Source organism: Cyanobacteria bacterium FACHB-DQ100, assembly GCA_014695195.1.
In the GTDB taxonomy this organism is placed as follows: Bacteria; Cyanobacteriota; Cyanobacteriia; order Leptolyngbyales; family Leptolyngbyaceae; genus Leptolyngbya.
In genome coordinates this window covers 208,013-222,349 of record JACJNW010000022.1, presented here as the reverse complement: position 1 = coordinate 222,349, position 14,337 = coordinate 208,013, and the positions used below count along the sequence as shown (strand labels likewise).

The following is a 14,337-nucleotide window of genomic DNA, read 5'->3' as shown; positions in this document are numbered from 1 at the left end:
GAAGATCAATTCGCCCTATCATTCCTCATCTTTTTATGCAGACTTACGATTGGATTGTGATCGGTGCTGGCATTACTGGCGCATCGCTCAGCTATGAACTGACGCAGCAAGGCTTTTCGGTGCTTCTCCTAGAGGCTGATCCGAATTCTCAATCTGCAACTCGATTAAGTTACGGAGGCATTGCTTACTGGTCAGGCACAACCGATCTAACTCGCCAACTCTGTGCTGAAAGTAAAGCGATTTACCCAACACTCTCGGCTGAATTGGACGGCGAAACAGAATTTCGTGAAATTGATTTATTGCTGACGATCGCCCCCGAATCCGATCCTGCAAAACTGGTCGCCGCCTACGCCAATTTTGCGACACCACCCCAATTCCTCACCGTTGAGGCTGCTTGTGACCTCGAACCCTTACTTGATCCGGCGGGAATTGCTGGAGCGCTCACGGTTAAACATGGGCATATCGATGCGGGAAAAACAGCACAGGCTTACATTGGAGCAATGCAGCGAACGCGGAGCGCGGTGCTTGCGCCGCGCGGAACTTACAAGATTGCTACGGTGACAAACTTAATTGAAGGTGGAGTCAACACTACAGAAGGCGAATTCTTTGGAGAAAATGTGGTGTTTTGTCTGGGTGGAGTGACGCGGCAATTCTTGAAAAAAGCGGGAATTGCGATCGCCCAATATTTCACCCATGCTGAAATCATCGAGATCCCAGCCACGGATTTACGCCTCAGTACCTTAGTGATGCCTGCTGAAGCGGAACGATTTCAACTCGAAGCGAATGCCAGTCGAGATGATGTGATTTGGGATCAACCGGGAGCAGAACCTGCACCTGCTATTCTCGATGCTGGAGCCGTACAATTTCTCGATGGACGGCTGCTGATTGGACAAGTCAGCCGCACCTTAACTGATCCGAATGCAGCGATCGATGCAACTCAAAGTGAAGCAGACTTGCGAAAGAAGATTAGTCGGGTGTTGCCGAAAGTTGGAGCGTTAGCGGGCAATTGGCAGCATTGTTTAGTAGCATTTAGCGGCGATCGTCTCCCCCTGATGGGCAAGATTCCAGGGCGCGAAAATCTTCATGTTTTCTCAGGGTTTGGTAATCCGCTGGCGATCGTGCCGCCTCTAGCGCGTCGTTTTGCACGTCAAGCAAAAGGTGAACCTGATTCACTGCTAAATCAGGTTTCACTCGATCGCTTTAGCTCAGTCGGATAAATACACCACCGCGCTGCACCCCGGATCGATTGCCGTAGTTACTAATGGTCAGCGATCGTAGATGTTCAAAAATTGGCGCGGCTGCGAGTTCTGCAACTTTAAGAATCGGTAATTGCTGCTCTAAAATCGGCTGTGCCGTTTCCCAATCAACGTATAGATATCCGGTGTTCTCTTTTTGTAATGCTGCGATCGCTTGATCGAATGTTTTGCTATTTGCTAAGACGTTCTTTTTCGCATTCAGAATCGTATTCATCGCATTCATCGAAGTTGCGAAAACTTCGTAGTTTCCGATCGTTGTGTGAACTCCAACCACTTCAGCATCAATTTTCTTGGCGGCATTTGTAGAATCCAATCGCGTCCAAACCGATACAGGTTGATCTCCAACTTGCAGCGTTCCTGCCGTAATCCCTTGTGCTTTACCCAAGTCGTCAAGATGTGCGATCGCGCTGTCTGCATCTGCGGTTTTCTCTGCCACAAACACCCATTCCGATGATGTCACGTTTGGAATCAATGCCAGCGCATATTCACCTTTGACCCAGCTAAAAATATCTTGCGGTAAGTTTAGATTCCATCGCTTTCCAAGTGATGCGATCGGGGAATCTATCCATTTCGAGACAAGCTGATCGCTTGATAATCCTGACCACAACTGATCTAAATTCACTCCGGCTGCTGAAACGGGCGCGATCGCGGGAATGTATTTCAGCGCATCGATCGCCTGTTTCGATAAATGAGACTCTGTACCGCTCCGAATCAGCGCAGTCTCCGCAACTAATCCTTTGCGATCCAGACCGAGCGCGATCGCGGCAGAGCCAGCCTCTTTGATGTCCTGGCCATTCAACGCAGCCAACTGCGGCAGATTTGCAAACACAACGCCAACTCGCCCACGATCGAGCGCTGCGATCGCCTGCTGATATTCGCTTGAATTCTCCAAATTAAGTTCTACGGCTTGAACATTATTAATCGCATTCCGCAGCACTTTCGGACTATTCGCAAACAGCACAAACTGACGACCCACCACGGCGGTTGCGATCGTCATTGGTACAGATTCCGTCTCTACTTTGCCGTAGATAATCTTCGTACCTTTGTAGTCCTCAAACGCTAAATCGGCTCCAGCAATCGCACGTTTTTGCCAGAAAAGCTGAAGAAACTCCCGCGATCGCTCGGTATCCTTAGTCGCCAACGCCAGCAAGTAACCTGCTTCTTTGCCGTTTTCGTCATCGCGATCGACATCCAGACTGGTAATCGCTGCGGTAATCTCATCGCCTAACCACGGCTTCACATCTCGTTGATAATCCAGCTCCGCCCCCAAAATGCCTTGCTCAAACCGCTCAAATTCCTGGCGCGTCGCAGCACGATCGCTCGGTTTTGCCACCACTTGACGCAAACTCTCTAATCGGTCTGGATTGACTAACAACGAAGCCATCAGAGGCGCTTGCTTGGAAACAAACATCGCCGCAGTCGGCGTACTCTTTGGGCTGCCCTTGAGTAAACTGAACGGACTTTGAGCGAAAATCCAGCTAAACCCGATCGTTGCCACTAGCAGGAGAACGACCGCGATCGCAGCCACGGCATTGAGAAAAGAGCGAAACTTCATAATCGTAAGATCACTTTCTGTCCAGAAACATTATCCGGGCTTTGCCCCACCTTTCAACGCCTCTTGAGCAGAAATCCCATCGCCTTGAAATCCAAAGTACCAAAGTACCGCTGCTGCTTCCGCACGAGTCACCGATCGTTTCGGCTGAAAGAGTGTCGTATACCCAAAAGCACGCCGAATGTTGGATTGATCCCCATTTTGAAAATCAACATACACGGCTCTGAGCGCTCTTGGATCAATCCGATTGGCATCCTGAAATCCCCAAGATTGCTTCACAGATTCGATCGTGGCATTCGGTAACGCTTGCCGCGTATCCACCGGAATCTTCCACAAAATTAAGTCTTCTCGACTCAGGGGCGCATCCGGGCGAAATAAGGCAGCCCCACTATTGCCAGACAACGGACTCGGAATTAACCCCGCTTCTGCCAACCCTTGAATCGCCCCAAAATCTGGATCTTTGGCATTGACATCCCGGAATGCAGCTTGCCCCGTATTCACCGCTAATCGAATTTGACGAGCGGGACGATCGCTGTAAATCCGATTGTTTGCTGTCACAAGCCATCGCGCATAAACGCGGCGAGTAATGTTTTTATTCGGGTCGAAGCGGTTATTGTTTGACTTCGCTTGAGTGTCAAAGATGCCAAGCTGAGCTAAATCTTTGAGATAGCTGCGGAGTTCCTGTGGTGCTTGGTCGAGATCGGAAAACTGGACGTTAGAAGTATTCGCAGGTGGAGCAGCATTAGTCTGCGGCACAGGCCCAACAAAGTTAGGATCACTCGGTTTTAGTGCGGTATTTGGAGCTTGATTCGCGTCGGACTTGGTTTCGATCGTAAAATTCGTTCCATTCTGCGCTGCCTGAATGCCGATCGCGGCTTTCAACCCCTGCCGCGATGCAATCAACTGTCCTTGATCCGCGTTCTGCTGATCGAGCGTCCACCCGTTCTTTTGCAGTTCATCCCGGTAGAAATTGAAGACGCGATCGCGAGCGTCCAAGCTTTTCCATCGCGTCACCAAATCAGCGCTTTGCTCAGTGGGGAGTTCACCCGTTGATTGAACATCAATCAGCGTGGCATTTGGATACTTGGGAATTTCTGCCGGAAACTTCGGGGGCAACTGAACGAGCGGTTGACTCGAAGCTTGCGGGCTCGGCGATCCATCCAGTCGCGGGTCAGCCGCAAGTGAATCCCGCAGCGAGTTTGCACCGGGAAGGTTAGAACAACTGGATAAGGGCAACACACACAGCATTGCCAACCCCAAAGAAGCCGTTAATTTCTGAAGCGGTATCACGATCAACTGTCCATCACCACTCCTCAACACTAGCGCAAATCGCTTTAGGTTTGGGTGGTGTGCTTGGGTTGTGTGTTTGGGTTGCGGGTTTGAGTTAGTCGCGATCGTCGTCAAGAATCTTTTGTAAGCGCGATCGCTCCATCAAATAGTAGTCAGATAGTCCTGTGCGAGTGGCTTCGAGTTCTTGTGATTCTTCGGAAAAAATCTCAAACTTCTTAAACCACCAGTCCAATGCTGTTGGAAATTTCACGTCTTCTTGCGTCGCTTGCAAAAGTTCAAGAGCGCGTTCTCTGATGCTGTCATTCGGTGAGGTGTCATCTTCTTGCAGCAGGATGCAGGCTCTTTCTCGCAGCTTAGCGCGAATTTCAGCAGAAGAAAGCTTGAGGCACTCCGGAGAAATATCGCCGAGAAGCAATCCGCGATCGGTGTAGAGCAAGAGCCGAATTTTACCCATCTCGAAGGGAGTGTTGCGGATAGTGCAGAGCAGTTTTTTAGGGCGGATTGTTAACTTTCGATCTAATTGAATTCTCATATGCGGAATGAGAGGTTAAGGAGCTTTAATGCTCTTAAATTAACGGATTTTATCCTCAAACCTTAAGAGGTTTTGCAATTCTCTATATTAAAAACTGTTTTCTTTAAGCTTAAAGAATTTTATCTTTTGTAATCTAGATGACACTTCAATGGTACTTAATTTGTTTACGATCCAACGACTGCTGCGTCATTTTTCGCGTTGCCTGACAGAATACCCATGTGTTTAAGGATACTGAGTGAACCTGCAATCTGTGTCGCGATCGGATATTTTGTATGTGATTGATCACTGCTGGATGGTTGAAGATCCGCGTGTCGATGAGTATGCTTATCAATTTCTCAGAATTCAAGATCGACATCGGGTTCAGTTTGAGCAGGCGTTTGAATGTGCTGATGAGAACCAGTATGAAGCGATCAAGCGTCAGTTAGACGAAATTCGCGAAGAGCGCGATCGCGCAGAAGAAATTCTTTACTGGCTGTTTTTAGACTCCGAACTGCGGCAATGTGGAAAGTCTGTGCCAGATTTGTGGGAAGAAAAAGCCCATTAGGAGCGCTAGAAGAAATCCGCGCAAATGAGCGATCGCACGGTAAGCTGTCAATGTAGCGAAAACTTTACGATTCGATTTGAATCTTTAGTGACACGAAACTTTAGCGACACGAAACACTTACTGGGCGTTAGACACTGCAACTATGTCCGAGCAATCTTGGCAAGAAAACGATTCTTTTGAGCTTGAGGCGTTGACCGCATTAATGACGGAGTTACCCGATCCGGAAGAACCGAAAACCTTTCGCGGATTTCAAGGACGTAGGAAGAAAGCGGCGGTCATGTTTGCTGCGATTTGGGGCAGTACGATCGCGCTGCATCTGATGGCATGGGGCTACTGGTTGGTTTTGGGTGTGACCACGTTGATGAGCCTTCACGCGGCTCGATTGATTCTGGCGCGTCCTTGCAGCTTGCCTAAACCGCTCGAAGATGATGATGCTTTCCCAAGGGTGTCGCTGATGGTGGCAGCCAAAAACGAAGAAGCGGTCGTTGGGCGCTTAGTCGAAATGCTGTGCGGATTGAATTATCCAAACGATCGCTACGAAGTTTGGATCATCAACGACAACAGTAGTGATCAAACGGCTGAAATTCTCGATCAGTTAGCAACGCAGTACCCGCAGTTAAACGTATTTCATCGTCCCGCCAATGCAGGCGGTGGTAAATCCGGCGCGCTGAATCAGGTATTGCCGCTCACACAAGGCGAATTCATTGTTGTGTTTGATGCGGATGCTCAAGTAGAACCCGATTTTCTCCGGCGCGTATTGCCTGTGTTCGATCGCGGTGATGTCGGTGCAATCCAGGTTAGAAAAGCCATTATTCAAGCCGAGCCAGGGTTTCATTCAAAAGATGCAAATAACTTCTGGATTCGAGGGCAAATGGCAGAAATGGCGCTGGATGCGTTTATTCATCAGCAGCGTTCTGTGATCGGTGGATTGGGTGAACTGCGCGGCAATGGTCAACTGGTACGCCGAGAAGCGTTGATCGATTGCGGCGGCTGGAACGAGGAAACGATCACCGATGATTTGGACTTGACTTTCCGGCTGCATCTGAATCAGTGGGATATTGAAGTGGTGACGGAGCCTGCGGTGTATGAAGAGGGTGTGACGAGCGCGATCGCGCTTTGGCATCAACGAAATCGCTGGGCGGAAGGTGGCTATCAGCGCTATCTCGACTACTGGCGGTTAATTTTGCAAAACCGCATGGGAACCCGCAAAACGCTAGATCTGGCGATGTTTTGGACGCTTCAGTATGTGATGCCGACTGCTGCAATTCCCGATTTTCTCATGGCAGTGTTGCGTCACCGAATGATGCTGACCAGTCCGATTTCCGCGATGATGATGTTGCTGTTTTTATTCAGCGCGATCGGGGGCTTGCGGCGTGTTCGACGGCTCAAGAGTGCAAAACATCAATCGTTGCTCGATTGGGCAACGCTGATGGTGCAGGGTTTGCGGGGTGCGATTTATATGCTGCACTGGTTTGCGATCGTGTCTACGGCAACGTTGAGAATGTCAATTCGCCCGAAGCGCTTGAAGTGGGTGAAAACAGTGCATCGTGGCGCAGACGATTAGGAACTTGCACGAATTTTCTGAGTCAAATGGCATTGACATAAGTTTGATAAAAGCCTTTGGCTTGCGTTGAAGTCTGCGGAAATCCCCCTAAATCCCCCACGAGTGGGGACTTTGATTGTTTGATGAACGTCTGGTGGGGCAAATCCGATCGTGTTCTTATCCGAATCATTCATGAAACGATCGCTCATTCTCAGTTTGTTACTTTTTGGGGTGCCGACTGTTCCGCTGCTGGCACAGCCCAAACCGATTACTGCTCCGGTTCAAGTACCACTCAAACCGCTCGTGAAATCTCCGGTCGCAATTGATGATCAGATTTTGCGCGATCGTCGAGCCATGCTAAGCGCGATTGATCACAGCTTGCGATACTTAGAAACTCCGAAAGCAATTCAAGCCTATGAGAAATATCCGGTCAAAACCGTTACTCGCGATCGCGTGATTCGCAGCTTGAAGCGCTTTCGACAATTGCTGTTAACCGCGAAATCGAACCGAGCGCTATCAAGAGCGATCGCACGAGAATTTGTGTTTTATCAATCGATCGGCAAAGACAACCAAGGAACGGTTGCGTTTACGGGGTATTTTGAGCCAGTTCATACCGCTAGTCGCACTCAAACCGCTACCTATCGTTACCCGCTATACTCACTTCCTGCTGACTTCTCACAGTGGAAAAAGCCACACCCAACCCGATTAGAGCTAGAAGGTACAGACGGATTACAGAGTAGTAAAGGTAAGCTGCGCGGCTCGGAATTAGTGTGGATGCGCGATCGACTAGAAGCCTTTTTGATTCAAGTTCAAGGCTCCGCCCGCCTAACGCTGACTGACGGAACCACAATGACGATCGGCGTTGCAGGATTAACCGATCAGCCCTACACCGGAATCGGACGCGAATTAGTCAAAGACGGCAAGCTGAAGCTAAAGGATCTCAACCTCCCGAACGTGCTGAAGTATTTTCAACAGAATCCAAAAGACCTAGATATCTATTTGCCTCGGAATCGTCGGTTTGTGTTTTTTAGAAATACCTCCGGAGCGCCCGCCTTGGGAAGTCTGGGAGTTCCGGTGACTGCCGATCGCTCGATCGCAACGGATAAATCACTCATGCCGCCCGGAGCATTAGCGTTGATTCAAACACAGCTACCGATTTTGAAGGCGGATCGGCAGTATGAGCCGCGATCGGTCAGTCGCTTTATGTTGGATCAAGATACAGGCGGCGCGATTATTGGCGCAGGACGAGTGGATATTTTCACCGGAACCGGAACCCAAGCAGGGAACGAAGCAGGGCTAATTAATGCAACCGGACAGTTATATTATCCGTTACTGAAAAACTAAAATAACTTCAGTCTACTTCACTTCAGTCACACGCCAACTTAGCTTCAGATTGATCCAGAAATTCCAGATGGTTACAGCGATGATTGCCAGGAAGTTTGCGACGTAAGCGTTGAGATGCAGACCGTTGAACAGGAGATTCAACAGCAAGATTTTCAGGATCAGCCCCATCAGACAGATGATGTTGAACTTCACAAACCGTTTAACAATCTGTCGCCGTTTTCGCTGCTGCTTAGAAAAATCTCTAAATGTCCAAAGATCGTTCCACAAAAAGTTATTGACGATCGCCAGTTCCGCCGCCAAAATCGCACTGCGAGTCAGCCCAAATCCCAAGACATCATAAAGCAAGTATAGCGCCGTCATATCCACTGCAAGCCCGCTAAATCCGACTAACGCAAAGCGGATAAAGCGCCCCAGTGGAAAATCCAATTTGTGTGAAATTCGCCCCAGCCGACCAGTTGAAAAGCGCAGCCGCAGTAGATGGTGAATGTAGTCTTTGTATTGCTTCCAAGTAACTTTACTTTCACCTTCTTCTCGCTCTTGGAAGACATATCCAACTTCCGCAACCTGTGCAATATCACCACGCCCCAGCACTTCGATCAGGATTTTGTAGCCCAATGGATTGAGAACTTGTCCTGCGATCGCGCTGCGTCTCACCATAAAATAGCCGCTCATCGGATCTGAAACTCGGCTAAGCACATTGGGTAAAATCACCAAGCCCAGCGTCTGAGCACCTCGTGACAGAAACCGTCGCACCGCGCTCCAGTCACTGACTCCGCCTCCTTCAACATGACGACTCGCAACCGCCACATCTGCACCCTGAGCGATCGCCGCAAATAGCTTCATCAACACTTCTGGCGGGTGCTGCAAGTCCCCATCAATCACACCCAACACTCGCCCTCTCGACGCTTGCCACCCCCGAATGACTGCGGTTGAAAGTCCTCGCTCGGTTTGACGACGCATCACGCGCAGATGCGGATAGTCTGGCATCAACGCTTGCGCCAGTTCCCAGGTGCGATCGGGGCTGTTATCATCCACTACAATCAACTCGTAATCATTCGGCAAAGCCTGATCGAGAAGATTACACAGAATCCGAATAATCCGGTGAATGTTGCCGCTTTCGTTGTAGGTCGGAACGATCAACGAAAGCTGAACCTGTTCAGTCAGTGTATCTGCCGAGTTGCGATCAACCCCGATTGAACTGAGTGATGCAAGGCCATCGATCCTGAGCGCACCAGAAGGTGTGGGAAGAAACGAGGAGTTTTCAGAAATGGTAGGCATAGGCGAAGCGAAGATCGCTGTGGAATCACTTCTGTCAATATATCGGAAGAAGATTTCTGAATCAGTAATTTTACGGGAGTTTCATAAAAAATCTCCTTCTGTGTAGTACGGATAAGGTTCCTATCCGATCGCCTAGACAGGTGTTCTGAACCGCTTTACAACCTTGTTAGAAAGTGCGATCGTGTGCGGTTGCTCATGACTGTCGCCGAATTTCAGTAAGCTCGTCGATCGCGGGTTCTTCGCGCATTCGATATTTTCTCAAGACGAATGGTGTAGTTTATGACTTTCCCAAAACAGCTTCGTTTTCTAGTAATCCTGCTGCTTGTCGTGGGAATCTGCTTTAGATTTGTCAATCTTGATCTCAAATCTATCTCCTTTGATGAGTCTTACACCCTTCTACGCAGCACAGGTCACACTGAAGCGCAGATGTTTCAGGACATTGTGAATGAGCAAGTAATCGGTCGCGAAGACCTGATGAAGTATCAGCGGATGGATTTAAGCCGAACGACCACTGATGTAGTCACAAGTTTGGCAAAAGAAGAGCCGCAACTCCCGCCATTTTATTTTGTGTTAACCCACTGGGGAATGCGGTTCCAGGACTCGATCGCAGTTGCCAGAGGGCTATCGGTCTTCTTTGGTCTGCTGGTGCTGCCTGCGGCTTACTGGTTAGCCTGGGAATTGTTTGGCTCGTCGATCGCAAGCTTGATTACGACAGCCCTGATCGCGCTTTCACCAGCCCATCTCGTTTATGCACAAGAGGCACGCCCTTACACTTTGTGGATCTTTCTGACCTTAGTGTCTAGTGCTGCACTGCTCCGTGCCCTGCGATACCCCTCGAATCGCCACTGGTGGCTTTATCGACTCACTCTAGTCGTTGGCGCTTACTCGTATCTCTATTTTGGTTTAGTGCTGGTGGCGCACTCAATCTACTTTTTATTCACACAAAAGCTCCAGTGGAATCAATCAGTCCGTCGCTTTGCGGTCTCACTGCTAATGTGGGGACTGGCGCTTGCGAGTTGGATTGGATTCGCCATTTATAACAACTTTTCTCCACGCCATATTGCAGGCTTCTTCAATAACAGCGTCAGCTTGCAGCATTTGGTGAACCGCTGGGTAATCAACATGACGCGAGTTTTTCTAGATTATGGGCTGGGGTACCCCAAGTTTGATATTCCCTATCACGTTCCTTTTGCGCTGACCGCTCTCCTGCTCTCTGGCTACGCGCTTTATTACTTGTGGACGCATACTGAAAAGAAAACTTCGCTGCTGCTTTTGAGCTTGATCGGCGTTCAAGTTGTGATGTTGATGCTGCCGGACTTAATCTTGAGAAGATATCGCTTTTCCGGTGAGACTCGCTATTTGTTTTTGATCTATTTGGGCATTCAATTTGCGATCGCCTATCTATTTACTAAAAAAATCGCTTCTGCTTCTAACCCCCGCTGGCAATCGACAGTATGGCAAGCCGCACTGATTTGCGTTTTGTTAGCTGGCGTATTTTCTGGTGCAGCGAGTTCACAAGCCTCTTATTGGTGGAACAAAGCCATTCCAATCAATCCCCAGCAAACCGCCACAATCCTGGGTCGAACTGCTCGGCCTTTAGTGGTGAGTAACTCACCCTTTCCCAACCTGATCATCGCCTTGAGCTACGCCCTTGATCCAAAAACCAAGTTTCTGTTAGCAAAACCGGGTACGGCTCCGAAAATCCCCGATAACTTCACTGAAGTATTTTTATACGACGCTTACGAGCCTCTGTTGTCAGACGTGCAAAAACAAGGGTACAAACTCGAAGCTTTCCCGCTCACCGAGGAATACAGATATTACAGGCTGGTGAAGCAATAATTGAAGTGGGAAGTGGTACGTTGTTCCTCTGTTCAACCCCCTACTCCCTATTCCTTTCGCCAATGCGCGGGCATTCCTAGTGATTAGGGATTTCCGTCCCTACGATCGCGCCCCTCACGTCCAGAAACACGCTACTCTGGAAAAGATAACTCCTGATCAGTTCCTCCTATGTTTGACGCTCTTGCCGATCGCTTAGAACAAGCCTGGAAAAAAGTTCGCGGTCAAGACAAAATCACAGATTCGAATGTGAAAGATGCCTTGCGAGAAGTTCGTCGCGCGCTGCTCGAAGCCGATGTCAACCTGCAAGTGGTAAAAGATTTTGTCGCAGAAGTTGAACAAAACGCGCTTGGGGCAGAAGTCATTGCTGGAGTGCGACCCGATCAGCAGTTTATCGAGATCGTCTACAACGAGCTTGTCAAAGTCATGGGTGATGCCAACGTCCCCTTGGCTGAGGCAGAGACGGCTCCAACGATCGTTCTCATGGCGGGTCTGCAAGGAACGGGTAAAACGACTGCCACTGCCAAGCTGGCGCTACACCTGCGGAAAGAAGATCGTAAAGCTTTATTGGTTGCCACGGATGTCTATCGACCGGCAGCGATCGACCAGTTAGTCGCGCTGGGCAAGCAAATCAATGTGCCTGTGTTCGAGTTGGGCAAAGACGCTGATCCAGTTGAGATTGCGCGTCAAGGGGTGGAAAAAGCGAGAGCCGACGGCTTTGATGTCGTGATCGTGGATACGGCTGGGCGTTTGCAGATTGACGAATCGATGATGGGCGAACTCAAGCGCATCAAAGACACAATTAAACCGCACGAAACGCTGCTGGTTGTGGATGCCATGACGGGTCAGGAAGCTGCAAACTTGACTCGGACGTTCCACGAGCAAATCGGTGTCACAGGTGCAATTCTGACCAAGATGGACGGCGATACTCGCGGGGGTGCAGCACTCTCGGTGCGTCGGATTTCAGGTCAGCCGATCAAGTTTATCGGGATCGGGGAAAAAGTGGATGCGTTGCAGCCGTTCTACCCCGATCGCATGGCATCGCGGATTCTTGGTATGGGTGATGTCTTGACGCTGGTGGAAAAAGCCCGCGAAGAAGTAGACATGGCAGAAGCCGAAAAAATGCAGGAGAAGATTCTCTCTGCACAATTTGACTTCACAGACTTTCTCAAACAAACCCGCCTGCTCAAAAACATGGGATCGCTCGGTGGTGTGATGAAGCTGATTCCGGGCATGGGCAAGATGGTGAACGAAGAACAGCTTCAAAAAGGCGAAGAGCAACTGAAAAAAGCTGAAGCGATGATCGGCTCGATGACCGTTGAAGAGCGCAAAAATCCCGATCTGCTCTCCAATTCCCCCAGTCGCCGCAAGCGCATTGCTAGGGGTTCAGGTCACTCGGATAAAGAAGTCAGCGAACTGGTGACGAATTTCCAGAGAATGAGATCGATGATGCAGCAAATGGGTTCCGGCCAGATGGGCTTCCCCGGTATGGGTGGAATGCCAATGGGCGGACTTCCCAATCCGTTTGGTGGCGGCAATCCGTTCGGCGGCATGGGCGGTGGAATGCGTCCCCCTCAGCCTGGATATAGAGGCTATCAAGGCGGCGGCAAGAAGAAGAAAGGCGGCAAAGATAAGAAGAAGAAAGGCTTTGGTAATTTGTGAGGTTAGAGACTAACGCGAAGCCCTGACTGTCGGGTTCGAGTGGGATGAGGAAAGTGGGATGAGAAAAAAGCTAAATTTCATTTGCATTCTTAGCGTTCGACTCGCAACCTCATTAGAAAAAAGAATGTATGACCAAGGGCTCTAAACCAACCTTGGATTCCGATGGCGAGGAATTAAGCGCTGAGTATGATTTCAGCCGCGCAACTCGACGTAAATCATCAGAGATTAACTTCACCAACAGTCAGAATTGAATCTGATGCCGGAGTAAGAGAAGCCAAGATTAAAACGGTTGAAGTTCGAGCGATCGTTGCAGAGGATGGCAATCTTACGATTCAACTTCCTAGCGACATTACACCTGGAGAACATCGAATTGTTTTGCTCCTTGAAGAATCAATTTAGTGGGGGTTACTTGCTGAGCATTGCTGTTTCAATCCTGTTCTGCTAGCGCAAGCTCAACAGTAAAGGTTCTGAGATCGCCCTATACAACATGAGCCAATTTCAAAACAACTCCCCGCCTCAGTTACACACTTCGGAAATGTTGCAGAATTTATTGCAGCAGCACGATCGCGAAACAATTCGTTTGGGTGAACTGATTGAGAGCTTAGGAAGTCGGGCGTTTGGGCCAACATTGTTAATTTGCGCGTTACCGGAAGCCTTGCCATTACCGATCGCAGGTGTTTCTGCCATTATTGGTCTGCCGCTGGTCATTTTCTCAATTCAGTTACTGTGTGGTTTTTCCAGTCCGCGACTTCCGCGCTGGCTGGCAAATCGTAGCTTCAAGCGCAAAGATTTCGAGAAAATTGTCCGGCAAATTTTGCGGTACCTTCAAAAGTTTGAACGGTTGATTCGCCCGCGCTGGCACTTTGCAACAACGCCGTTCGTAGAACGATCGCTCGGCTTGCTGTTCCTGCTGCTTGCCTTTGTGATTGTGCTACCGATTCCGTTTGGGAATATCTTGCCTGCGATCGCGATCGTCGCGATTAGTCTCGGATTAATCGAAGCCGATGGCGTATTGGTTGTGTTTAGTACGATTGCTGCTCTAGTGATTCTTGCACTGATGACCGGCGCGATCGTCATTTTCTTCTCAAGCGTTTTTCAGTTCCTCTCAAGAAATATTCGTTGAAATCCGCCGCGATCGCGCTTATCTACCCTCACCGTGTTAGGATGTCTATTCCGGGAAGTATGGCAAAACGCCATATCACTTTGTAACTATTCATAAGGAGTCCTCGGTTCTAGTCATGCTCAAATTGAGATTAAAGCGCTTCGGTAAAAAGCGCGAAGCCAGCTATCGGATTGTCGTCGCTCAAAGCACCAGCCGTCGCGATGGTCGCCCTTTGGCAGAAGTCGGATTTTATAACCCCCGATCGGATGAAGTCCGTCTGGATGTGCCTGTGATTCTCGATTGGTTAAAGAAAGGCGCACAGCCGACCGACACCGTTCGCGACATCCTCTTCAAGAACAACGTGCTTGAGCAACTGAAATCTGAATCCGTCTAAGACT

Annotated in this window: 13 protein-coding genes; 9 read left to right on the top strand and 4 right to left on the bottom strand. The window is 49.4% G+C overall.

Annotated elements, in window-relative coordinates:
* Positions 1–35: 35 nt before the first annotated feature.
* Positions 36–1,217, top strand: coding sequence for an FAD-binding oxidoreductase (locus H6F51_07875; protein MBD1822414.1), 1,182 nt, complete (start codon positions 36–38; stop codon positions 1,215–1,217).
* On the opposite strand, the gene H6F51_07870 is transcribed toward H6F51_07875, so the two are convergent.
* The 3 genes from H6F51_07870 to H6F51_07860 form a co-directional block, all read right to left on the bottom strand.
* Positions 1,201–2,811 carry a DUF3352 domain-containing protein gene (locus H6F51_07870; GenBank protein MBD1822413.1) on the bottom strand — a complete coding sequence of 537 codons (1,611 nt, stop codon included), beginning with the start codon at positions 2,809–2,811 and terminating at the stop codon, positions 1,201–1,203. The genes H6F51_07875 and H6F51_07870 overlap by 17 nt on opposite strands.
* Positions 2,812–2,841: 30 nt before the next feature.
* Positions 2,842–4,056 carry an S-layer homology domain-containing protein gene (locus H6F51_07865; protein MBD1822412.1) on the bottom strand — a complete coding sequence of 405 codons (1,215 nt, stop codon included), beginning with the start codon at positions 4,054–4,056 and terminating at the stop codon, positions 2,842–2,844.
* A 136-nt stretch (positions 4,057–4,192) separates the two neighbouring features.
* Positions 4,193–4,630, bottom strand: a complete 438-nt coding sequence (locus tag H6F51_07860; protein MBD1822411.1) for a hypothetical protein — start codon at positions 4,628–4,630, stop codon at positions 4,193–4,195.
* Positions 4,631–4,865: 235 nt separating this feature from the next.
* Here H6F51_07860 and H6F51_07855 point away from each other — a divergent pair, with 235 nt between their 5' ends.
* The 3 genes from H6F51_07855 to H6F51_07845 all read left to right on the top strand — a co-directional run bounded on the left by H6F51_07855 (position 4,866) and on the right by H6F51_07845 (position 8,061).
* On the top strand, positions 4,866–5,174 hold the full coding sequence (locus H6F51_07855; protein ID MBD1822410.1) for a hypothetical protein: 309 nt from the start codon (positions 4,866–4,868) through the stop codon (positions 5,172–5,174).
* A gap of 142 nt (positions 5,175–5,316) precedes the next feature.
* The gene (locus tag H6F51_07850; GenBank protein ID MBD1822409.1) at positions 5,317–6,738 is read left to right on the top strand and encodes a glycosyltransferase family 2 protein; all 1,422 of its coding nucleotides are present in this window, start codon (positions 5,317–5,319) and stop codon (positions 6,736–6,738) included.
* 171 nt (positions 6,739–6,909) lie between these two features.
* Positions 6,910–8,061 carry an MltA domain-containing protein gene (locus H6F51_07845; protein MBD1822408.1) on the top strand — a complete coding sequence of 384 codons (1,152 nt, stop codon included), beginning with the start codon at positions 6,910–6,912 and terminating at the stop codon, positions 8,059–8,061.
* A gap of 12 nt (positions 8,062–8,073) precedes the next feature.
* On the opposite strand, the gene H6F51_07840 is transcribed toward H6F51_07845, so the two are convergent.
* Positions 8,074–9,339, bottom strand: coding sequence for a glycosyltransferase (locus H6F51_07840; protein MBD1822407.1), 1,266 nt, complete (start codon positions 9,337–9,339; stop codon positions 8,074–8,076).
* Positions 9,340–9,618: 279 nt separating this feature from the next.
* On the opposite strand from H6F51_07840, the gene H6F51_07835 reads away from it, so the two are divergent.
* The 5 genes from H6F51_07835 (at position 9,619) to rpsP (ending at position 14,333) form a co-directional block, all read left to right on the top strand.
* Positions 9,619–11,178: a glycosyltransferase family 39 protein gene (locus H6F51_07835; GenBank protein MBD1822406.1), complete on the top strand. Its 1,560-nt coding sequence runs from the start codon at positions 9,619–9,621 to the stop codon at positions 11,176–11,178.
* A 168-nt stretch (positions 11,179–11,346) separates the two neighbouring features.
* Positions 11,347–12,837, top strand: coding sequence for a signal recognition particle protein (gene ffh / locus H6F51_07830; protein MBD1822405.1), 1,491 nt, complete (start codon positions 11,347–11,349; stop codon positions 12,835–12,837).
* A gap of 186 nt (positions 12,838–13,023) precedes the next feature.
* Complete coding sequence (locus H6F51_07825) at positions 13,024–13,236, top strand: hypothetical protein (GenBank protein MBD1822404.1); 213 nt, start codon at positions 13,024–13,026, stop codon at positions 13,234–13,236.
* Positions 13,237–13,324: 88 nt separating this feature from the next.
* A complete protein-coding gene (locus tag H6F51_07820) occupies positions 13,325–13,960 on the top strand; it encodes an exopolysaccharide biosynthesis protein (GenBank protein MBD1822403.1) in 636 nt (211 codons plus the stop codon).
* Between the two features lie 115 nt (positions 13,961–14,075).
* Positions 14,076–14,333 (top strand): 30S ribosomal protein S16, encoded by a 258-nt coding sequence (rpsP, locus tag H6F51_07815; protein ID MBD1822402.1) that lies wholly within the window; start codon positions 14,076–14,078, stop codon positions 14,331–14,333.
* Positions 14,334–14,337 lie beyond the last annotated feature (4 nt).

What these genes read in the sequence shown, in the direction of transcription:
- H6F51_07820 (MBD1822403.1), top strand. Translation starts at nt 13,325, where the DNA reads ATGAGCCAATTTCAAAACAACTCCCCGCCTCAGTTACACACTTCGGAA.
- H6F51_07840 (MBD1822407.1), bottom strand. Translation starts at nt 9,339, where the DNA reads ATGCCTACCATTTCTGAAAACTCCTCGTTTCTTCCCACACCTTCTGGT.
- H6F51_07835 (MBD1822406.1), top strand. Translation starts at nt 9,619, where the DNA reads ATGACTTTCCCAAAACAGCTTCGTTTTCTAGTAATCCTGCTGCTTGTC.
- H6F51_07850 (MBD1822409.1), top strand. Translation starts at nt 5,317, where the DNA reads ATGTCCGAGCAATCTTGGCAAGAAAACGATTCTTTTGAGCTTGAGGCG.
- H6F51_07845 (MBD1822408.1), top strand. Translation starts at nt 6,910, where the DNA reads ATGAAACGATCGCTCATTCTCAGTTTGTTACTTTTTGGGGTGCCGACT.
- ffh (MBD1822405.1), top strand. Translation starts at nt 11,347, where the DNA reads ATGTTTGACGCTCTTGCCGATCGCTTAGAACAAGCCTGGAAAAAAGTT.
- H6F51_07825 (MBD1822404.1), top strand. Translation starts at nt 13,024, where the DNA reads ATGATTTCAGCCGCGCAACTCGACGTAAATCATCAGAGATTAACTTCA.
- H6F51_07875 (MBD1822414.1), top strand. Translation starts at nt 36, where the DNA reads ATGCAGACTTACGATTGGATTGTGATCGGTGCTGGCATTACTGGCGCA.
- H6F51_07870 (MBD1822413.1), bottom strand. Translation starts at nt 2,811, where the DNA reads ATGAAGTTTCGCTCTTTTCTCAATGCCGTGGCTGCGATCGCGGTCGTT.
- H6F51_07865 (MBD1822412.1), bottom strand. Translation starts at nt 4,056, where the DNA reads ATGCTGTGTGTGTTGCCCTTATCCAGTTGTTCTAACCTTCCCGGTGCA.
- H6F51_07860 (MBD1822411.1), bottom strand. Translation starts at nt 4,630, where the DNA reads ATGAGAATTCAATTAGATCGAAAGTTAACAATCCGCCCTAAAAAACTG.
- rpsP (MBD1822402.1), top strand. Translation starts at nt 14,076, where the DNA reads ATGCTCAAATTGAGATTAAAGCGCTTCGGTAAAAAGCGCGAAGCCAGC.